The organism is Micromonospora lacuserhaii (assembly GCF_036902735.1).
Taxonomy (GTDB): Bacteria; Actinomycetota; Actinomycetes; order Mycobacteriales; family Micromonosporaceae; genus Micromonospora.
Genome location: NZ_JBAKHO010000005.1, coordinates 19,940 through 38,856, shown reverse-complemented (window position 1 = coordinate 38,856; position 18,917 = coordinate 19,940). Strand labels below are relative to the sequence as shown.

Here is an 18,917-nt window from a genome sequence, read left to right as displayed (position 1 = left end):
CCAGGTCACGTTTCCCGGTCGCCACCGACTGTTCACCGGTTCGGCATGCGCGGCGCTTAACGTCGCGGGAGTGAGCGTCACCCCTCAGGCCAGCGGCGCCGAACGGACCGGCCCGCACGTGACGTACGACGGCGCGGTGTACCCGGCGGAGGAACTCGCCCGGGGATCGGCCTACGAACTGTTCAGCGCCGACGAGGTGGCCGGTTTCGAGTGGGCCCCCCGGCCGGGCTCGGCGCTGCCGTGGCGCAGGTTCGTGCACGCCAGCGAGGTGACGGCGGTGCACGGCACGGCGGAGTCCGGCGAGGAACCGGACGCGCCGCTGATGGTGCCGCTGCACCGGGAGCGGGGCTGGGCGTACGTGCACCAGCTCAGTCAGCAGCCCGGCGCGGCCGGCGATCCGACCCTGGCCGCGGTGCGCGGCTCGGCGGTGGTCCGCCGGGGCACCCGCATGGTCAAGGTGCTCTCCGCCCGACAGTTGGGCGGGTACGTGCGGGGCTGGCTGCCGCACGGCTTCTGCTACCGGGAGCACGACGTGGCCCACCTGCGGACGCCCGCGGCGCTCGCGGTGCTGCGCGGCGACGGCACGAGCGGCCGGGACGGCACCGACATCGCGTACGTGCTGCGCTGGCGGGCCGCCGACCCGGGCGACTACGACGTGCCGGCCGGCGACGCGCACCTGGGCCTGCTGGCGCTGCCGCCGCGGGACCGGCTCGGGCCGCCGGTGCTGGGCACCGGGTTCGTGCCGAGCAGCGCGCAACTGATCCCGGAGTTCGTCACCCGCGACTTCGCGGACCTGCCGTTGCCGGCGAACGCCACCCTGCTGGCTTACACCGCCGAGGGCCGGGAGGTGGTGCTCTACACCTATCAGGCGGAGCAGCGGGGCTGGTTGCGGATGGTGGGCCCGCAGTGGCGGCACCTGCTGGCCGCGGTGCCGGGCCTCTCCCCCGACCAGGAGTACGTCCCGACCGGCGACGCGCCCCGCTCGACGCAGCTGGTCGGCGGTCACGGCGGTGGCGAGTACGAGGCGGTGGCCGACCTGCCCGGCGGGTTCCGGGTGCTGGCGATGACCCGAGCCGCCCGCTATCCGGTGGACTCGGTGGCCCGCCGGCTGCGGTACGCGCAGTGGCGGGGCGTGCCGTGTCTGGTGATGCGGGAGGAGGCGGGCTGGCTGCGGTTGCGGCTGTGCCGGCCGGATCCGGACTCGGTGCTGGACACCGGGGCGCAGTGCCACGAACGGGGCGTCTACGAGACGTGGGCGCCGGGCGCCGAGATCACCGACGATCGGGTGGTGGACCTGCCGTACGCCCTGTGACCAGGGGGTGCATAACGGTGGACCGGGCGGGAATGCGCGGGGCGTCCGACGTCCATGGATCAGGAGACCCGCATGCCTTTCATCACTGTCGGCACCGAGAACTCGGCGCCCATCGACCTGTACTACGAGGATCACGGCTCCGGCCAGCCGGTGGTGCTGATCCACGGGTTCCCGTTCAACGGCGCCACCTGGGAGAAGGTGAGCATCCAGCTGCTCAACGCCGGCTACCGGGTGATCACGTACGACCGGCGGGGCTTCGGGGCGTCCAGCCAGCCGACGTCGGGGTACAACTACGACACCTTCGCCGCCGATCTCGACATGATCATGACTGAGCTGAACCTGCGGGACGCGATGCTCGTGGGCCACTCGATGGGCACCGGTGAGGTGACCCGCTACCTGGGCACCTACGGCTCGAACCGGGTGAACAGGGCGGTGCTGGCCGCTCCGCTGGCGCCGTTCCTGTTGAAGACGGCGGACAACCCGGAGGGCGTGGACAAGAAGCTCTTCGACGGCTTCCAGCAGGCGATCCTGGCGGACCGGTTCGCCTATCTGACCACCTTCTGCGACGCGTTCTTCAACTACTCGGAGAACAAGGGCAAGTGGGTCAGCGAGGAGGCGTACCGGGCGCACTGGAACATCGGTGCGATCGCGTCGGCGAAGGGCACCCACGACAGCGTGGATGCCTGGCAGACCGACTTCCGCGCCGACCTGCCCAAGATCGACGTACCGGTGCTGATCGTGCAGGGCGACAAGGACAACGTGCTGCCGTACCCGGCGACCGGGCAGCGGCTCCAGCCGATGCTGCCGAACAGCGAGCTGATCACGTTGAAGGGCGCTCCGCACGGCACGCCGTGGACGCACGCCGACGAGTTGACCAAGGCGATGATGAACTTCTTCGGCCAGCCCGCCATGGCCCGCGCCTGACCGCCGGCGACCACCGGGCCCACAGTGGAGGACGTGACGCGGCCCCCGGGGATTTCCCGGGGGCCGCGTCGTCGTACGGGTGGGTCAGCCGGCCAGCCGGGCCAGCTCCTCCTCGACGATGACCGGGTCGAGCTTGCGGAAGACCGGCTTCGGCGCGGCGAGCGGCGTGCCGGCCCCCAGCGGTACGGACTCCCAGCGCGCCCCGACCGTGTAGTCCCCGGTCAGCACCGGGTACCCCGGGCCGCCGTCGAGGTCCTCGACCTCCTCCAGGACCGGCATGGGCGCGTGTACGCCGGTGCCGCCGAGCAGCTCGTGGATCTTCTGGGCGGAGTGCGGCAGGAACGGGGTGAGCAGCGTGTTCGCGTCGCTGACCACCTGGAGCGCGACGTGCAGGATGGTGCCCATCCGCGGCTTGTCGGCCTCGTCCTTGAGCTTCCACGGGGCCTGCTCGGAGAGGTACTTGTTGGCCTCGGCGACGACCCTCATCGCCTCGCCGATGGCCTGCTTCTGCCGGTGCCGGGCGATCAGGTCGCCAACGGTGGTGAAGCCGGTCTTCGCGACCGCGAGCAGCGCCTCGTCGGCCTCGGTCAGCCCGGCCGGGTCGACGGGCGGGATCGCCCCGAAGTTCTTCGCCGCCATGGAGACGGACCGGTTGACCAGGTTGCCCCAGCCGGCGACCAACTCGTCGTTGTTGCGGCGGAGGAACTCCGACCAGGTGAAGTCGGTGTCGTTGCTCTCCGGGCCGGCGGCGGCGATGAAGTAGCGCAGCGCGTCGGCGTCGTACCGCTCGAGGAAGTCCCGGACGTAGATGACGACCTTGCGGGACGAGGAGAACTTCCGCCCCTCGATGGTGAGGTATTCGCTGGAGACGACCTCGGTGGGGAGGTTGAGCCGGCCGAGCTGGCCCGGCTCGCCGTTGTTCCCGCCCTCGCCGGAGTAGCCGGCGAGCAGCGCCGGCCAGATCACCGAGTGGAAGACGATGTTGTCCTTGCCCATGAAGTAGTAGCCGCGGGCGTCCTTCCCCTCGGCGTCGGCGGACCACCACCTGCGCCACGCCTCCGGGTCGCCGGAGCGGCGGGCCCACTCGATGGAGGCCGACAGGTAGCCGATCACCGCGTCGAACCAGACGTAGATCCGCTTGTCGGACCGGTCCCGCCAGCCGTCCAGCGGGATCGGTACGCCCCACTCCAGGTCCCGGGTGATGGCCCGGGGCTGGAGGTCGTCGAGCAGGTTGCGCGAGAACCGCAGCACGTTGGGGCGCCAGCCCTCGCGGGTGTCCAGCCACTGGCGCAGCACCTCGGCCAGGGCCGGCAGGTCGAGGAAGAAGTGCTCGGTCTCGACGAACTCCGGCGTCTCGCCGTTGATCTTGGACTTCGGGTTGATCAGGTCGATCGGGTCGAGCTGGTTGCCGCAGTTGTCGCACTGGTCGCCGCGGGCGCTGTCGTAGCCGCAGATCGGGCAGGTGCCCTCGATGTAGCGGTCGGGCAGGGTCCGGCCGGTGGACGGGGAGATCGCCCCGGTGGTCACCTTGGGGACGATGTAGCCGTTGCGGTGCATCCCCTCGAACAGCTCCTGCACCACCGCGTAGTGGTTGCGGGTGGTGGTCCGGGTGAACAGGTCGTACGACAGCCCGAGCGCGCGCAGGTCCTCGGCGATCACCCGGTTGTACCGGTCGGCCAGCTCGCGGGGGGTGACCCCCTCGGCGTCGGCCTGCACCTGGATCGGCGTGCCGTGCTCGTCGGTGCCGGAGACCATGAGCACGTCGTGACCGGCCATCCGCATGTACCGGGAGAAGACGTCGGAGGGAACGCCGAATCCGGATACGTGGCCGATGTGGCGCGGACCGTTGGCGTAGGGCCAGGCGACCGCGGCGAGAACGTGACTCATGACCAGCAAGCCTAGTGACCGGCCCGGGGTGCCCGCGAACCAATAGGCCTCCTCGGCCCGGCGGACCCCTCCGTGCCGGTCTGCCCGATTTGTTACCGACACGCGGCCTGAGCTGCCCGAACCGCGTACGTCGACACCGGCGTCGGGCGGCACCTGCGCTGGCTGCTCGGCCTGCTGGTGGTGGCCGGGTGCGGGGCCGGGATCGCCCGGTGGACCGGGGCGACCCGGCTGGCCGAGCGCGGTCAGCGCCGCTGGGCGGTGGCCGGCGCGTACGCCGGGCCACTGCTGATCACCGTGGGGTTCCTGCTCGCCGCCGGGTGAGACCGACCGTCAGCTGTGCACGATCGTGTAGACGTCCTTGCGGCGCAGCCCGTACCCGGTGGCCACCTCGCTGATCGCGTCCCGGCGGGACATCCCGGCGGCCTCGCGCTCGGCCACCGCGGCGCGCAGCGTGTCGTCGTCGGGCCGCTCGACCGGGGTCTCCGGCGCGCCGGCCACCACCAGGGTGATCTCGCCGCGCGGCTCGTGCTCGGCGGCCCACTCGGCCAGCTCGCCGAGCGGCCGGCGGACGATCTCCTCGTACGTCTTGGTCAGCTCCCGGCAGAGCGCGGCGGGGCGGTCGGCGCCGAACGTGGCGGCCAGGTCGGCCAGCGCGCCGGAGATCCGGTGCGGGGCCTCGAAGATGACCAGCGTCCGCTCCTCGGTGGCCAGCGCCCGCAGCCGGGACCGGCGGGTGCCGGGCGAGCGGGGCAGGAAGCCCTCGAAGCAGAACCGGTCGCAGGGCAGGCCGGAGAGCGCCAGGGCGGTGGTGACCGCGCTCGGCCCGGGGGCGGCGGTGACCGGCACCCCGGCGTCCAGGGCGGCCCGGACCAGCCGATAGCCGGGGTCGGAGACGCTGGGCATGCCGCCGTCGGTGACCAGAGCGACCGTGTATCCACTGGTGAGCACCTCGACCAGCTCAGGGGTGCGCCGCTCCTCGTTGCCCTCGAAGTAGGAGACGATCCGCCCGCCGACGGTCACGTCGAGGTCGCGGGCCAGTCGGGTGAGCCGGCGGGTGTCCTCCGCGGCGACCACGTCGGCGGCGGCGAGCACCTCCCGGAACCGGGCCGAGGCGTCGGCGGGGTTGCCCAGCGGCGCGCCGAGCAGGATCAGCCGCCCGAGGTCGGACATTTCACCCACGGGATGTGCTCCTTCATCGACGGCGGTGCCCAATCTCGGGGACGACGGACGCCACCGGGCACCTCCGCAGCCTACGATCGCCGGGTGACGAGTGCGTCGACAGCACAGAGCGCGAGCGCGGACCGCCCCGAGCAGGGCGCCCCACCGGCCGGCGCCGCCGCGATCCCGGCGGTCGTCCGCCGTCGGCTCGCCACGGTCGAGGCCCGGCTGGACGTGAACTCGTGGGTCGCCACCGCCGTGGTGGTGACGATCGCCGCGATCCTGCGCCTGCTCGGCCTGAGCGGCCCCAAGGGCAAGATCTTCGACGAGATCTACTACGCCCGCGACGGCTACGGGCTGATCGACAAGGGCGTCGAGTGGAACTACAAGGACAACGGCCCGTCGTACGTGGTGCACCCACCGCTGGGCAAGTGGCTGATCGGGCTCGGTGAGTGGGCCTTCGGGTACTCCGACCAGGAGCTCAACATCTCCGTCCCGGGGCACCTGTTCACCACCGCCCCGGAGTTCGGCTGGCGGATCGCCGCCGCGCTCGCCGGCATCCTGTCGGTGCTGATGCTGACCCGGATCGCCCGGCGGATGTTCCACTCCACCACGCTGGGCTGCGCCGCCGGCCTGCTGCTCGCGCTGGACGGCTTCCACCTCGTGCTCTCCCGTACCGCGCTGCTCGACATCTTCCTGCTGCTCTTCGTGTTGGCCGCCTTCGGCGCGCTGGTGCTCGACCGGGACGCCCGGCGGCGGCGCTGGAGCCGGGCCCTGGCGGCCGGGCTCGACCCGACCGCGCCGGGGCGGGCCGCGCGGCCGGCCGGCGGCTGGCGGACCTGGCCGTGGTGGCGGCTGGTCGCCGGGGTGCTGCTCGGCTGCGCCTGCGGGGTGAAGTGGAGCGCGCTCTACTTCATCCCGGCGTTCGGGCTGCTGGCGCTGCTCTGGGAGGTCGGCGTCCGCCGCTCCGCCGGGGTACGCCGCCCGTGGCGGGACGCGCTCCTGGACGAGCTGCCCTGGCTGGTGCTGGCCGGGCTGCTGGTGGTCGGGACGTACGTGCTCACCTGGTCGGGCTGGCTGCTCACCGACGACGGCTACTACCGGCTGGCGGCGCGCTACCCGAACACCCCCGGGCTGAGCGACACCCCGTTCGTCGGGGCGCTGAACAACCTGTGGCAGTACCACAAGGCGGCGTTCGACTTCCACACCGGCCTGGAGACGCCGCACAAGTACCAGTCCTGGCCGTGGCAGTGGCTGCTGCTCGGCCGGCCGGTGGCCTTCTACTGGTCCGGCGACGGGGCCTGCGGGGCGGCCAGCTGCGCCGCGGAGATCCTGCTGCTCGGCACGCCGTTGCTCTGGTGGTCGTTCCTGCCGGCCCTCGGTGCGGTGGCCTGGCTGGGCCTGGCCCGGCGCGACTGGCGGGCCGGGGCGATCCTGCTCAGCGTCGCCGCCGGTCTGCTCCCCTGGTTCTGGTTCGCCCTCGACGGCCGGACGATGTTCTCCTTCTACGCCGCCCCGGCGCTGCCGTTCCTGGTGCTGGCCGTGGTCTACGTGCTCGGCGCGATCGTCACGCCATCCGGGCCGGCCGGCCTGACGCCGGCCGATCCCGAGGACGCGGCGGAGCAGGGCGCCGACCGCCGGCTGATCGGCGGCGTGATCGTGGGCGCGTACGTGCTGCTGGTGGCGGTCTGCTTCGCGTACTTCTATCCGATCTTCGTGGGCAACACCCTGCCGTACGACGACTGGTCGGCCCGGATGTGGCTGGACGGCCGCTGGATCTGACCGCGGCCGAGGGCTGGGTCGCCGCCCGGACCGGGAAAGCCGCCCCGGACCGGGAATGGCGGCCGGGACTGGAGAGCCGGCTCGGATCGGGAATGGCGGCCCGGACGCGAAGGGGCCGACGGGGGCGAGCGGGAAGTGGCGTCGTCCCGAGCGATTCGGCCGGCACATGGCAGCGGCGGAACCCGGGCGGAAAATTAGAACGCGCCCCGATCGCCTGCCACGGGGGAAGCGGGCGATTGGGGCGCGCAAGAAGAGCTTAACCACGTTGCGGCACCGGCACAACGGGTCGACTTCAGTCAGATTTCCGACGGATGCGTAGGGGTGCAAAAGGTTTACATCTGGCACCTAACGGACGGTTACCATGCACGGACGGTACGCGGACGGCCGTCGGGTGGTCCGTACCGTTTCATGCCCGATCACGAGGGTCGGCGAGCCCGACCGAACCGGGCGCGAGACGGGGACAGCCGCGTCGACGGCGGGTTGACGAGCGCAGGGAATCCGGGCACCGCCGCCGGAAGTGACCGAAAGACCGAAGGACGGCACCGGATCGGCCGGAAACCGCCCATCCGCCCGGCCGCCCCAAATGATCATCCAAAGTGGATCTGACTACACTCCGCCCGGTGATCAACAAGAGACGATCGACAGCCGTCCTGATCGGGCTGTTGGCGGCGACCGTACTGACCGGTCCGGGACCGGCCGTGGCGGACGAGGAGACACCCGCCGAACCGCCGAAGGTCGAGCTGGTGCTCGACGTCAGCGGCTCGATGCGGGCCCGGGACATCGACGGCCGAAGCCGGATCTCCGTCGCCCAGCAGGCCTTCGCCGAGGTGGTCGACGCACTGCCCGAGGAGACCCAGCTCGGCATCCGGGTGCTCGGCGCCACCTACCGGGGCAAGGACAAGAAGCAGGGCTGCCAGGACACCCAACAGATCGTGCCGGTCGGCCCGGTGGACCGGACCCGGGCCAAGGCGGCCGTGGCGACCCTGCGGCCGACCGGCTTCACCCCGGTCGGGCTCGCCCTGCGCGCTGCCGCCCAGGACCTGGGCACCGGCGCAACCGTCCGGCGGATCGTGCTGATCACCGACGGCGAGGACACCTGCGCACCCCCGGACCCGTGCGAGGTGGCCCGGGAGCTGGCCGCCCAGGGTACGAAGCTGGTCGTCGACACCCTCGGCCTGGCGCCCGACGACAAGGTCCGCCGGCAACTGCTCTGCATCGCCGGCGCGACCGGCGGCACCTACACCGCCGCACAGAGCGCCGACGAGCTGACCGGCCGGATCAAGCAGCTGGTCGACCGGGCGCAGGAGACCTACACCGCGGCGCCCACGGTGGTCGACGGCACGACGCAGTGCGCGAACGCGCCGCTGCTCGCGCCCGGCGTCTACAGCGACCGGGAGGCGTTCTCCCAGCACCGCTGGTACCGGGTGCCGGTCCGCCCCGGGCAGGAGCTGCGCGCCTCGGCGAGCGTGGCGCTGGACCGACCGGTGAACCTCGACCACGGGGTCCTACTCCGGGCCACCGCCACCGACGGACGCGAACTGGTCCGCGGTTCCGACGCCGGAAGCGGGCGTACCGACGTGGTGTCGGCCGGGCTGCGCTGGTCGGCCACCGAGGACGGCACCGCGCCTAGCCCCGGGGCCACCGACGCGCCCGTCCCCGCCACCACGGTCTGCCTGGTGGTCAGCAACTCCTTCGCGCCCCGGCCGGGCACCCGGGCCACCCCCGGCATGCCGGTCGAACTGACCGTCGACGTGGTCGCCTCCTCCCCCGCCCCGGCCGCGCCGGACCTCGGGCGGGGCTGGGTCCTGCTCGCCCTGCTCACCCTGGCCGGCCTGCTCACCGGCCTGCTCGTCGGCCTGCTCACCCGCTGGTGGGTCGCCACCTGGAGGCAGCACTGATGCGTACCCCGACCATCCGGACCGGCGCGGCGCTGGCCGCCGCCGGACTGACCCTGCTGGCCGCCCCCGCCCCGGCCTCGGCCGAGGCGCCCACCCCGTCCCCCGGGGCCACCCCGGTCACCCGGGCCGGCACGTCCTTCCTCACCGCCACCGGGATCGCCGCCGGCCAGCCGGTCCGGGTGAACGCCTCGACCGGCGACTTCCTCTACTGGTCGTTCCCCGCCTCGGCCGGCCAGCGGCACGAGGTCACCGCGACCGTGTCGTTCCCGAAGCCGCACACCGGCGCCTCCACCTGGACGGTCGAGGTCTTCGACGGGCTGCGCCGCCGGCAGGCGTGCACGGCCGGCGCGCAGGCGCCCACCGTGGACGCCTCGGCCCGTGCCGTGACGCTGGGCTGCACGCTGCGCCAGGTCCGTTCCTGGGCCGAGCCCTGGTCGGCCGACCCGCTACCCGGCACGTACTACGTCCGGCTCTCCGTGGTCGACCTGCCCGAGCCCGACCTCGGGCTCCCGGTCGACGTGGAACTGCTGGTCACCGCCGACGGCGACGGGTCACGCGACGACGGCGAGCTGAAGGCGCCGCTGGTGCCGAACCCGAAGGCCGGTGCGGTGCTGACCGACGAGCCGGCGGCAGCCAAGGCCGACGAGGAGGACGACGCGGGGTTCGCCGACCGGTTGCCCGCGCTCGGCTCGCGCTGGGTGTGGAGCACGGTCGGCGGGGTTCTCGCCGCGGTCGCCGGCGTGGTCGGCTTCGCGCTGACCCGCCGCCCCCGACGGCCCTGATCGCGACCGGTGGCCCACCCCGCCCACCGGGGGCGTGGGCCACCGGTCATCTCACGAATGCAACGGCCCCCTCGGTACCCACCCGATGAACCTGGCCCGCAGGGACGCGCCCGGCGTCGCGGGCAGGTCCGCGCTCGCCGCGGCCAGACAGGATCCCAGGTAGACGTTGAGGGAAGCGCGGTCGGCCTGGAACTCCGTCAGCAGCCGCGCCCGCTTTTCGGCGCACGGCCACTCCTCCCCACAGGAGCCGCAGGTCCACCCGGGAGTCATCGGGACATGCTCGTCGAGCGGGGACCGCGGGGGTTCCATACCACCGGACATCGTCACTTCCTCTCAGCTTCCGCGACGGTCCGCCGGAAACGGCGACCCGTCGGCCTCGCGACGCACAGCCCGAATCGGCTCCCCAGCAACGCCTTTACAGCGCCAGGCCACCCTCCGCCGTTACGTCGTTGCGGTACGTTCACCAGCCATGGCCGTGACCGACTTCGCCGTCGACCGGATCCTGGCCCGGCGGGCGGCCCGCCCGCTGTCGGGGCCGGCCCGCCGACGCCGACGTGGACACCGTGGTCGGCCGACCGGCTCGGGCGCGGCTGATCTCGTATCCAAAGGGGGTGGGTGATGCGTGACCTGCTGCCACCGACGGTCGTGGTGGTGGAGGCCGACGCGGCGGACTGGGTGGGCGAGCTGCTCCCCGCCGAGCTGGCGGGGCTCGGCGAGCGCGCGGTGGAGACCCGACGGCGCGACTTCACCGCCGGCCGGGTCTGCGCCCGGCGGGCGCTGGCCGCGCTGGGCGTGCCCACCGCGCCCGTCGTCGCGGCCCCCGACCGCTCCCCGGTCTGGCCGACCGGGGTGGTCGGCACGATCACCCACACCCGCGGCTACTGCGCCGCCGCGGCCGCCCGGCTGGCCGACGTCCGGTCGGTGGGCATGGACGCCGAGCGGCACCGGGAGCTCAGCCCGGGGGTACGCCGGCTGATCCTGCGCGCCGAGGAGGAGGAGCAGCTGTCCCGGCTGCCGGCCGGAACAGGCTGGCCGGTGGTGGTGTTCAGCGCCAAGGAGACCGTCTACAAGGTCTGGCACCCGGTGGTGGGCTCCTGGTTGGACTTCCAGGACGCCACGGTGACGCTGGACCCCGACGCCGGGACGTTCACCGCCCGGATCAACCCGCAACGGGTGGCGGCGGCGACGGTCGCCGAACCGCCGGCGCTGCTCACCGGTCGGTTCGCGGTCGCCGGTGACCTGGTCCGCACCGCGGCGGTGCTACCGCACCGCTGAGCGGTTGCGGCCACCCACTAGCGTCCAGGCGTTACCGATCTGTCGACGTGCCGAGGAGTACGGTGAGCCAGCCCCAGCCCCCTTACGGGCCGCAGGATCCGAACCAGCAGCCCGCGGAGCCGACCCAGCCGTTCCCCACGGCCCCCGTGCCGCGGTACCCGGCCGACCCGACCGCGCCGCTGCCACCGGTGTCGGGCGCGCCGCAGAGCCCCTACGCCCCGCAGAACCCGTACGCCCCGCAGCCGCCGGTCTCCGGCGCGCCGCAGCCGCCGGTCTCCGGTACGCCGTACCCGCCGGTCTCCGGTACGCCGTACCCGCCGGTCTCCGGCGGCGGCTACCCGGCCCCGCCCAGCGGTCCCTGGCCGCCCGCACCGGGCGCTCCGGGTGCGCCGCTGCCGCCCGGCTACCCGGCGGCCGCGCCGAAGTCGAAGAAGAAGGTCTGGGTCATCGTCGGCATCGTGGTGGCGGCACTGGTGCTGCTCTGCTGCGGCGGCGTGGTCGCGGCCGCGGTCGTGGGCGGCAAGAAGGCCGCCGACAAGGCCGAGGAGATCGAGCGCTCGCTGCCCACGCCGGGCACCACGGTGGCGCCGGCGCTGCCCGGCGGGAAGCCGACCGCCGCCGCCACCGACGGCGAGACGTTCAACATGGAGCCGGGTGCCACCCTGGTGCTCGAGGACGACGAGGGCACCATCGAGATCACCGTCCGCCGCTTCACCACCTCCACGAAGGGTTGCCGCTCGTTCGCCCCGGCCCCCGACAAGGGCCTCTACCTGATCGCCGACGTGACCGCCACGGTGACCAAGGGCAAGGCGTCGATCAACCCGTTCTACTTCCGCTGGATCGCCGAGGACGGCACCACGGTCAGCGGGCTGGGCGGGCTGCTCTCCGGCTGCGGCGGTGACCCGCTCTCCTCGGGCAACGGCATCCCCGCCGGCAGCAAGCGCTCCGGCGCGGTGGTCTTCGACGTGGCCGACCGGAACGGCGTGGTGGAGTACCAGCACAACTTCGAGTCCGCCGGCTCCTGGAAGCCCTGACCCGGCGCGAACCTCACGGGCCGGCTCCCCCGACGGGGAGCCGGCCCGTTCCGGGCTACGGCTGCTGGTACGGGGGCTGCGGCGGCGCCCCGGCGGGCTCCGGCGGCTGCTGCCACTGCGTCTGCGGCGGAACCGGCTGCTGCCACTGCGCCGTCGCGGGGTTGCCCAGGGCCTGGGCCTGCTGCCAGCGCTGCGCCGCCCAGTGCTGTTCGACGGCGATGCGGATCGCCTCGGCCTGCTCGGCGAAGCGCGGGTGCGGCTTGCGGACCTGCAGCAGGGCGCCGTCGGCGGAGACGTGCCCGGAGGCGATCCCGCCCCACCCGGAGGCGGCGACGAAGCCCAGGCCCACCAGCAGGGCGAAGACGAAGAGCACGACGATCATGCCCGCGGCGTCGCTGCCCTGCGGCACCGCCACGGCGACGACGACCACCCCCAGGATGGCCAGCGCCACCACGCCGAGGCCGATGAGCAGGCGGCGCGTGCGCAGCCGGGCGCACTCCGCGCAGAACGGCCAGGCCGCCGCCTTCACGCGCTTCTGCAGCACCGCGGCGACGATCGCGAACACCAGCACCCCGAACGGCAGCAGGATGTAGACCCAGCCGGGGGTACGGGAGCGGAACAGCACCTTCTGGTGCCGGATGGCCGGCTCCCCGTGCCGGGCGCACACCTGCGGTACGCCTCCCCCGGCGGTCACGGCCGGGGCAGGCAGGTCGGCTGTCATCGGATGCCTCCAGGGGCGGAGCGGGAACAAATGGCGAAGGGGGAGTCTGCCGTACCCGTCGCCGCCGTGGGGGGCACCGGGGATGCTGTCGCGCCGCAGCTGGCGCCGGCCCGGCCGGAGATCGACGCCGGTGACACACGTCGGCGCACCGCCCTAGGCTGGGCCCCATGCCGACGCTCTCCGAGGTGCCCGGTTCGGTCCTGATCCGCCACGGGGACACCGTGGTCGCCCAGACCACCGCCCCGAACTGCACACCGGGCACCCGGTTCCAGCTCGCGTCCGTGAGCAAACAGTTCACCGCGACAGCCGTGCTGCTGCTCGCCCAACGCGGCGCCCTGGCGCTCGACGACCGGATCGGGCGGTGGTTCGGCGCCGCGCCACCGCACTGGCGCGACATCACGCTGCATCAGCTGCTCACCCACACCTCCGGGCTGGGGCACTGGCACGACCATCCGATGATCGATCTGGCCCTTCGGGTGGAGCCGGACGACCTAGTGCGGACCTTTCAACAGGTGCCACCGCTGTCCGCCCCCGGCGAGCGCTGGTACTACAGCAGCCCGGGCTACGTGCTGCTGGCCCAGGTGGTGGAGCGGGTGGCGGACCGGCCGTACCGCGACGTGCTCGCCGAGCAGATCTTCGCGCCGTCGGGCATGGGCGACACGTTCGCCGGTTCCCCGGGTGACCGCGACGACATCGCCCCCGGTCACGGGCCGGACGGCGCCCCGGTGCCGTCATGGGACCTGGACGTGGTGGGCATGGGCGCCGGTGACGTCTGGTCCACCACCGCCGACATGGTGACCTGGCTCGACGTCCTGCGGGCGGGGCGGCTGCTCGCCGAGCCGTACCGGACCCTGATGGTGACCGAGCGGGTGCCGACCGGCGGCCGGCCGATGGCGCGGGGCTACGGCTACGGCTGGTTCGTCGGCACGCTGGCCGGCGAGCCGCTGTTCCACCACGACGGCGGCAACGCGGGTTTCGTCTCGTTCGTCGGCTGCCTGCCCGGTGCGGACCGCCGGATCGTGATGCTCAGCAATGTCGAGACGAGCGACCCGGCCGTCATCCACACCCTGCTGGCCTCGGCGCGCGACCACGGGTAGGTCATCGGCCGTCCGCAAGCTGGCCCGCGACGAGGGCGAGCAGGGCGTCGTGGGTCGGCCGGTCCGCCGCCACCACGAGGCCGCCGGCGCCTGCGTGCACCGGCTGCCCCCGCAGGTCGGTCACCAGGCACCCGGCCGCCTGGCACAGCGCGATCCCGCTGGCGAAGTGCACGCTGTCCCGCAGGTCGCCGTCGGTGACGTAGGCGGCCCGCCGGCCGGCCGCCACCCAGGCCACCGCCAGGGTCGTGGAGACCACCCGGGGACGGAACCGCGCGACGAACCCGGCGTCGCCGAGCAGCCGTACGGCGCGGAAGCCCGGCGCGTTCGGGAACGGCGGATCGAGGTTGACGTCCACCAGGTGCGAGCCGGCCGACGGCGTGAGCCGCTCGTCGACGCCGTCGTGCCGCACGTACGCGCCGACGCCGTCGGTCCAGAAGACCTCGTCGGTGAACGGGTCGGCCGAGGCCGCGACGGTGATGCCCGCCGGGGTGCGCAGGGCGACGTTCACCGCGACCAGCATGGTGCGTACGGCGTAGTTGAGCGTGCCGCAGAGCGGATCGACCAGCCACATCCGCTGCCCGCCGCCGCCCGTACGCCCGGTCTCCTCACCGGTCACGGCGTCGTCCGGCCGGGCGGCGCGAAGGACGTCGAGGATCACCTGCTCCGCCTCGATGTCGGCGGCGGTGGCGAAGTCGCCGCCGGACTTCTCCACCCGGGTCAGGGTGGCACCGTAGCGGTCCCGCACGACGGCGGCTCCGGCCCGGGCTGCCGTGATCGCCAGTTCCTCGTCCGTGGTCGACATGCGGGTCAGGGTAGTGGCGCCCGGTCCACGTCCGACCCTCCGACCCGGACGTCGGCGTGGGACCGGCCGACGTGTCCCGCATGAGTTCGTCGCAGGTCTCCTCTAGCGTGGGTTCTGCGTGACGATCCGTGTTTCCGCATGTCGCGCCAGCAAACCGGCCCTCCCGACACGGCCGGGCTCCACCACCTTCGGGACCTGAGGAAAGGGCACGAGAGATGAGAAAACTGGTCGTGCAGACCTTCCTGACCCTCGACGGCGTCATGCAGGCCCCCGGCGGCCCCGGGGAGGACGACGACAACGGCTTCGCGCACGGCGGCTGGTCGGTCAACTACTGGGACGAGCGGATGGGCGAGGTGATGACCGAGTCGATGGGCCGGCCGTTCGACCTCGTGCTCGGCCGCAGGACCTACGACATCTTCGCCGCCCACTGGCCGAAGGCGCCGGAGGAGGCCGGCGGCAAGCCGTTGAACGACGCCACCAAGTACGTCGCCTCACGGGGTCGCCCCGCCCTGGAGTGGCGCAACTCCGTCCTGATCGAGGGCGACGTCGCCGACGGGGTCGCGGCGCTGAAGCAGGGCGACGGGCCCGAGTTGCAGGTGCACGGCAGCGGCAACCTGGTCCAGACGCTGCTTCGCCACCAACTGGTCGACGAGTTCCGCCTGTGGATCTTCCCCGTCGTCATCGGGGCGGGCAAGCGCCTCTTCGCCGACGGCACGGTCCCCGCCGGGCTGACGCTCACCGACAGCACGGTCTCGACCACCGGGGTGATGATCGGCAGGTACGTGCCGGCGGGTGAGATCCCGCTCGGGTCGTTCGCATTGGACTGACCGTCGGCCGGTGGTCCTCGCAGGACGGTAAAAAGGCCGTTCCCGATCCGGGATCGGCCTTTCACCTGTAGTTCTCGCAGCGGGTCGAGCGGCCTCTGCCTGGGGTCCCGCATGATCATCTGTTCGGTGCCCCGGAACCGGCTTTCGGGCGGCCTGCCGCTGCCTTCGGAGGATTTACCTTTCCTCGCCCCCACTTACGGTTGTCTTCTGACAATCTTTTGAGGGAGCTGCATGAGATTTCGAGTCCCTGTCGCAATGGCGGCGCTGTCGGTGTCCGTGGCAACTGTCGGGCTCGCCGCTCCGGCGAACGCGGCGACCACCTCCGCGATGCAGTACGGCCAGCAGGGCGACGTGCCGGTGGCCCGGAACTACTACGGCGACAGCCGCACCGACCTCGCCGTGTGGCGGCCGTCGAACGGCACCTGGTACATCCGCGGCGCCTCCGCTGTCCGCTTCGGTCAGGTCGGTGACATTCCCGTGCCCGCCGACTACAACGGCGACGGCCGCGCCGAGCCCGCCGTGTTCCGGCCGTCGACCGGCACCTGGTACATCCTCGGCAGGAGCGCCATCCGCTACGGCCAGTCGGGAGACGTTCCCGTGCCGGCGAACTACACCGGCGACGGCCGGGCGGAACTCGCGGTGTTCCGGCCGTCCACCGGCACCTGGTACATCCTCGGCATGAGCGCCATCCGCTACGGCCAGTCCGGGGACAAGCCGGTGGGCGCCCACTTCGCCGGCGACGGCCACGCCGACGTGGCGGTCTTCCGCCCCTCGAACGGCACCTGGTACGTCCGCGGCCTGAGCGGGGTCCGCTACGGCCAGTCCGGCGACATCCCCGTGGCGGCCAACTACACCGGCGACAGCCGCGCGGAGTTCTCCGTGTTCCGGCCCGGGAACGGCACCTGGTACGTGCTGGGCACCGCCGCCATCACCTGGGGCGTCAACGGCGACGTGCCGCAGCCGGGCAACTACGGCGGCGACGACCGGGCCGACCGCACGGTCTGGCGGCCGTCGAACGGCACCTGGTACATCCGGATCGAGGCCACTCCGACTCCGCCGCCGCCGTCCTGCGACCCGGCCTACCCCACGGTGTGCATCCCGCCGCCGCCGCCGGACCTGGACTGCGGCCAGATCTCGTACCGGAACTTCAAGGTCGTGGCGCCGGACCCGCACGGCTTTGACTCGGACCACGACGGCGTCGGCTGCGAGTCCTGACGTCAGCAGCACCATCGCCAAGGGGCCGTCCTCGACCGGGGGACGGCCCCTTGGCGCGAGGTCGTCCCGGCCGAACTGCCTACTCCATCAAATGCATTTGATGTATTCTCCGGGTCGTGGCGTTGTCGAGTCAGGCTTACCCGGCGTTCGTGCGCCTGGCCGCCCATCCGCTGCGGTGGCGGCTGCTGACCGAGCTCGCGGACAGCGACTACCGGGTCCGAGAGCTGGTCACGCTGACGGCTGAGCCGCAGAACCTGGTCTCCTACCATCTGCGACTGCTGCGCGACGGCGGGCTGGTCACCGCCACCCGCAGCACCTACGACGGCCGCGACAGCTACTACCACCTGGATCTGGATCGCTGCTCGGATGCGCTGGCCGGCACCGGCGCCGCGTTGCACCCGGCGCTGCACCGGGAGCCCGCACCGCGCACACCCCCGGTCGACCTGCGGCGCTCGCCCCGCGTCGGCGTGCTGTTCGTCTGCACCGGCAACAGCGCCCGCTCACCAATCGCCGAGGCCCTGCTGCACCACCGCACCGGCGGCCAGGTCGAGGTAACCAGCGCCGGCAGCCGACCCAAGCCCCGCCTCCACCCCAACGCCGTACGGGTGCTGCGCGACGAGTTCGGCATCGACATCACCGGCCAGCGCCCCCGACACGTGGACACGCTGACCGGCCGTCGGCTCGACTACGTGATCAGCCTGTGCGACAAGGCCCGCGAGGCCTGCCCTGACTTTCCGGACCATCCTCGGCGGATGCACTGGAGCATCCCCGACCCCACCACGGCCGGCGACACCGACCGGGCCAGCTACCCCGCCTTCCAGCACACCGCGGCCGACATCGACAGCCGCATCAGGCATCTGCTGCCCGTACTCGCCGCCGGCCGTCCATGAAGGAGGTTCAGCCGTGACCGCACCCGACCGCTACGCCAGCGTCCGCTACCTCGTCGATGACGTCCAGCAGGCCGTCGACTTCTACACCACCCATCTTGGCTTCACGCTGAAGACCAGCGCCGCGCCCGCCTTCGCCGACGTGGTGCGCGGCCCGCTGCGGCTGCTGCTGTCCGGGCCGGCCAGCTCGGGCGCCCGGGCCACCCCCGACGACGCGACCACCGCCGGACGCAACCGCATCCATCTGATCGTCGGCGACCTGGATGCCGAGATCGACCGACTCCGCAGCGCGGGAGTGCCCTTCCGCGGCGGCGTGGTCACCGGCCCCGGCGGGCGCCAGATTCTGCTCACCGACCCGGCCGGCAACCTCATAGAACTGTTCCAGCCCGCCCACCGACCGGATCCACCCACACCGGCCACATCCTGACCGCCAACCGGCGCGCGCGACCTACGGTCAGGAGCGGACGACGGGCCGATCGCTGAGGCTCGGTGGGCAGGCTCGGCCGATGACCATTCCCGCCTCCCACCTGGTGGCGACGCCGAACGCGTCCATGATCTTGCCGACGTCGCTGGTGACCGTCCTGGGGGAGACACCGAGCAGCCGGGAGATCGTCGCGTCCTTCGCCCCTTTGGACAGCAGCGCGACGACGTCCAGCTGGCGCTCGGTGAGGCGGACGAGGCCCGGCACGTCGCGGACCGGCACGGCGGACCGTTTCGTCTCGTGCCAGAGCTCGCAGAAAGCGGCCACCAGGTCCGGGTCGGAGCACAACCAGGCGGTCGGACGCCCGTCCCCGGTGTACGGGCCGGGGAACAGCGCGAGCCGCTCGTCGATGGCCAGGCCAAGGCCCTGCACCTGCGCCACCCAGGTGTCGGGATGGCAGGCGGCGCTGAGCGGCAGGTGCTCGGTGGGGTGGAGAATCATGTGCCCCTGGAGCTTCCTGGCCCGGGTACGGCGGTTGAGCAGACGTTCCCGGCGGGACGGGTCGAACGCGCAGCTGCGCTGGAGGTTGTTCACCACGTACCGGGTCGCGGCCTCCAGCATCGCCAGGCCGTCCAGGATCGCGGGCAGCCCCTCCGCGAAGAGGCGCACCTGGGAATCGTGCGCCTCGCCGCTCCGAACCGCGAGGATGCGCCGGCTCACCGCGGCTTCCAGGGCCCGGGACATGCTGGCCAGCCTGTCCACGCCGGGATCGCCCGGACCGGCCGCCGTTTCCGGTTTTGTGTCGCCCACGGCTGCACCCTTCAGGCTCGTGCCCGATGTCGGATACAGGGTGACACAGCCCGGCACTGGCCACGGTCGCGTCGGCCGACGGTTC

18 protein-coding genes are annotated in these 18,917 nt (G+C 72.7%); 13 read left to right on the top strand and 5 right to left on the bottom strand.

The features are described 5' to 3' along the window. The first annotated feature begins 70 nt into the window (after positions 1-70). Together V6U81_RS04925 and V6U81_RS04920 are read left to right on the top strand one after the other, a co-directional pair. Positions 71-1,312, top strand: a complete 1,242-nt coding sequence (locus V6U81_RS04925) for a hypothetical protein (protein WP_334484890.1) — start codon at positions 71-73, stop codon at positions 1,310-1,312. Positions 1,313-1,384: 72 nt separating this feature from the next. Continuing rightward, complete coding sequence (locus V6U81_RS04920; RefSeq protein WP_334484888.1) at positions 1,385-2,236, top strand: alpha/beta fold hydrolase; 852 nt, start codon at positions 1,385-1,387, stop codon at positions 2,234-2,236. 84 nt (positions 2,237-2,320) lie between these two features. Here the strand turns inward: V6U81_RS04920 and metG are convergent, their stop codons facing one another. Next, complete coding sequence (gene metG, locus V6U81_RS04915; RefSeq protein WP_334484886.1) at positions 2,321-4,123, bottom strand: methionine--tRNA ligase; 1,803 nt, start codon at positions 4,121-4,123, stop codon at positions 2,321-2,323. 180 nt (positions 4,124-4,303) lie between these two features. Between metG and V6U81_RS04910 the strand changes: the two genes are divergently transcribed. After that, positions 4,304-4,444, top strand: a complete 141-nt coding sequence (locus V6U81_RS04910; RefSeq protein WP_334484884.1) for a hypothetical protein — start codon at positions 4,304-4,306, stop codon at positions 4,442-4,444. A gap of 9 nt (positions 4,445-4,453) precedes the next feature. Here the strand turns inward: V6U81_RS04910 and rsmI are convergent, their stop codons facing one another. Next, on the bottom strand, positions 4,454-5,293 hold the full coding sequence (gene rsmI / locus V6U81_RS04905; RefSeq protein WP_420883976.1) for a 16S rRNA (cytidine(1402)-2'-O)-methyltransferase: 840 nt from the start codon (positions 5,291-5,293) through the stop codon (positions 4,454-4,456). A 93-nt stretch (positions 5,294-5,386) separates the two neighbouring features. On the opposite strand from rsmI, the gene V6U81_RS04900 reads away from it, so the two are divergent. The 5 genes from V6U81_RS04900 to V6U81_RS04880 all read left to right on the top strand — a co-directional run bounded on the left by V6U81_RS04900 (position 5,387) and on the right by V6U81_RS04880 (position 12,052). Then, entirely contained in the window at positions 5,387-7,063 is a 1,677-nt protein-coding gene (locus V6U81_RS04900; RefSeq protein WP_420883972.1) for a dolichyl-phosphate-mannose--protein mannosyltransferase, read from the top strand. A gap of 620 nt (positions 7,064-7,683) precedes the next feature. Further along, the gene (locus tag V6U81_RS04895; protein WP_334484878.1) at positions 7,684-8,961 is read left to right on the top strand and encodes a VWA domain-containing protein; all 1,278 of its coding nucleotides are present in this window, start codon (positions 7,684-7,686) and stop codon (positions 8,959-8,961) included. Continuing rightward, positions 8,961-9,743 carry a peptidase gene (locus V6U81_RS04890; RefSeq protein WP_334484876.1) on the top strand — a complete coding sequence of 261 codons (783 nt, stop codon included), beginning with the start codon at positions 8,961-8,963 and terminating at the stop codon, positions 9,741-9,743. The genes V6U81_RS04895 and V6U81_RS04890 overlap by 1 nt, the downstream gene beginning before the upstream one ends. 618 nt (positions 9,744-10,361) lie before the next feature. Then, positions 10,362-11,018 carry a 4'-phosphopantetheinyl transferase family protein gene (locus V6U81_RS04885; RefSeq protein ID WP_334484874.1) on the top strand — a complete coding sequence of 219 codons (657 nt, stop codon included), beginning with the start codon at positions 10,362-10,364 and terminating at the stop codon, positions 11,016-11,018. Positions 11,019-11,080: 62 nt separating this feature from the next. Next, on the top strand, positions 11,081-12,052 hold the full coding sequence (locus V6U81_RS04880) for a DUF4352 domain-containing protein (RefSeq protein ID WP_334484872.1): 972 nt from the start codon (positions 11,081-11,083) through the stop codon (positions 12,050-12,052). A 55-nt stretch (positions 12,053-12,107) separates the two neighbouring features. Here V6U81_RS04880 and V6U81_RS04875 read toward each other — a convergent pair whose 3' ends face one another. Continuing rightward, positions 12,108-12,773, bottom strand: coding sequence for a hypothetical protein (locus V6U81_RS04875; protein WP_334484870.1), 666 nt, complete (start codon positions 12,771-12,773; stop codon positions 12,108-12,110). Positions 12,774-12,940: 167 nt separating this feature from the next. On the opposite strand from V6U81_RS04875, the gene V6U81_RS04870 reads away from it, so the two are divergent. Further along, entirely contained in the window at positions 12,941-13,870 is a 930-nt protein-coding gene (locus V6U81_RS04870; protein ID WP_334484868.1) for a serine hydrolase domain-containing protein, read from the top strand. A 1-nt stretch (position 13,871) separates the two neighbouring features. On the opposite strand, the gene V6U81_RS04865 is transcribed toward V6U81_RS04870, so the two are convergent. Continuing rightward, positions 13,872-14,672 (bottom strand): inositol monophosphatase family protein, encoded by an 801-nt coding sequence (locus V6U81_RS04865; RefSeq protein WP_334484866.1) that lies wholly within the window; start codon positions 14,670-14,672, stop codon positions 13,872-13,874. 215 nt (positions 14,673-14,887) lie between these two features. On the opposite strand from V6U81_RS04865, the gene V6U81_RS04860 reads away from it, so the two are divergent. The 4 genes from V6U81_RS04860 (at position 14,888) to V6U81_RS04845 (ending at position 18,028) form a co-directional block, all read left to right on the top strand. After that, positions 14,888-15,499 carry a dihydrofolate reductase family protein gene (locus V6U81_RS04860; protein ID WP_334484864.1) on the top strand — a complete coding sequence of 204 codons (612 nt, stop codon included), beginning with the start codon at positions 14,888-14,890 and terminating at the stop codon, positions 15,497-15,499. A gap of 276 nt (positions 15,500-15,775) precedes the next feature. Then, complete coding sequence (locus V6U81_RS04855) at positions 15,776-16,714, top strand: hypothetical protein (RefSeq protein ID WP_334484862.1); 939 nt, start codon at positions 15,776-15,778, stop codon at positions 16,712-16,714. Between the two features lie 116 nt (positions 16,715-16,830). After that, complete coding sequence (locus V6U81_RS04850; protein WP_334484860.1) at positions 16,831-17,604, top strand: arsenate reductase/protein-tyrosine-phosphatase family protein; 774 nt, start codon at positions 16,831-16,833, stop codon at positions 17,602-17,604. Positions 17,605-17,617: 13 nt separating this feature from the next. Then, positions 17,618-18,028: a VOC family protein gene (locus tag V6U81_RS04845; protein ID WP_334484858.1), complete on the top strand. Its 411-nt coding sequence runs from the start codon at positions 17,618-17,620 to the stop codon at positions 18,026-18,028. A 27-nt stretch (positions 18,029-18,055) separates the two neighbouring features. Here the strand turns inward: V6U81_RS04845 and V6U81_RS04840 are convergent, their stop codons facing one another. Continuing rightward, positions 18,056-18,832, bottom strand: a complete 777-nt coding sequence (locus V6U81_RS04840) for a helix-turn-helix transcriptional regulator (RefSeq protein WP_334484856.1) — start codon at positions 18,830-18,832, stop codon at positions 18,056-18,058. Between the last annotated feature and the right edge of the window lie 85 nt (positions 18,833-18,917).

What these genes read in the sequence shown, in the direction of transcription:
- V6U81_RS04920 (WP_334484888.1), top strand. Translation starts at nt 1,385, where the DNA reads ATGCCTTTCATCACTGTCGGCACCGAGAACTCGGCGCCCATCGACCTG.
- metG (WP_334484886.1), bottom strand. Translation starts at nt 4,123, where the DNA reads ATGAGTCACGTTCTCGCCGCGGTCGCCTGGCCCTACGCCAACGGTCCG.
- rsmI (WP_420883976.1), bottom strand. Translation starts at nt 5,293, where the DNA reads ATGTCCGACCTCGGGCGGCTGATCCTGCTCGGCGCGCCGCTGGGCAAC.
- V6U81_RS04890 (WP_334484876.1), top strand. Translation starts at nt 8,961, where the DNA reads ATGCGTACCCCGACCATCCGGACCGGCGCGGCGCTGGCCGCCGCCGGA.
- V6U81_RS04885 (WP_334484874.1), top strand. Translation starts at nt 10,362, where the DNA reads ATGCGTGACCTGCTGCCACCGACGGTCGTGGTGGTGGAGGCCGACGCG.
- V6U81_RS04875 (WP_334484870.1), bottom strand. Translation starts at nt 12,773, where the DNA reads ATGACAGCCGACCTGCCTGCCCCGGCCGTGACCGCCGGGGGAGGCGTA.
- V6U81_RS04870 (WP_334484868.1), top strand. Translation starts at nt 12,941, where the DNA reads ATGCCGACGCTCTCCGAGGTGCCCGGTTCGGTCCTGATCCGCCACGGG.
- V6U81_RS04865 (WP_334484866.1), bottom strand. Translation starts at nt 14,672, where the DNA reads ATGTCGACCACGGACGAGGAACTGGCGATCACGGCAGCCCGGGCCGGA.
- V6U81_RS04860 (WP_334484864.1), top strand. Translation starts at nt 14,888, where the DNA reads ATGAGAAAACTGGTCGTGCAGACCTTCCTGACCCTCGACGGCGTCATG.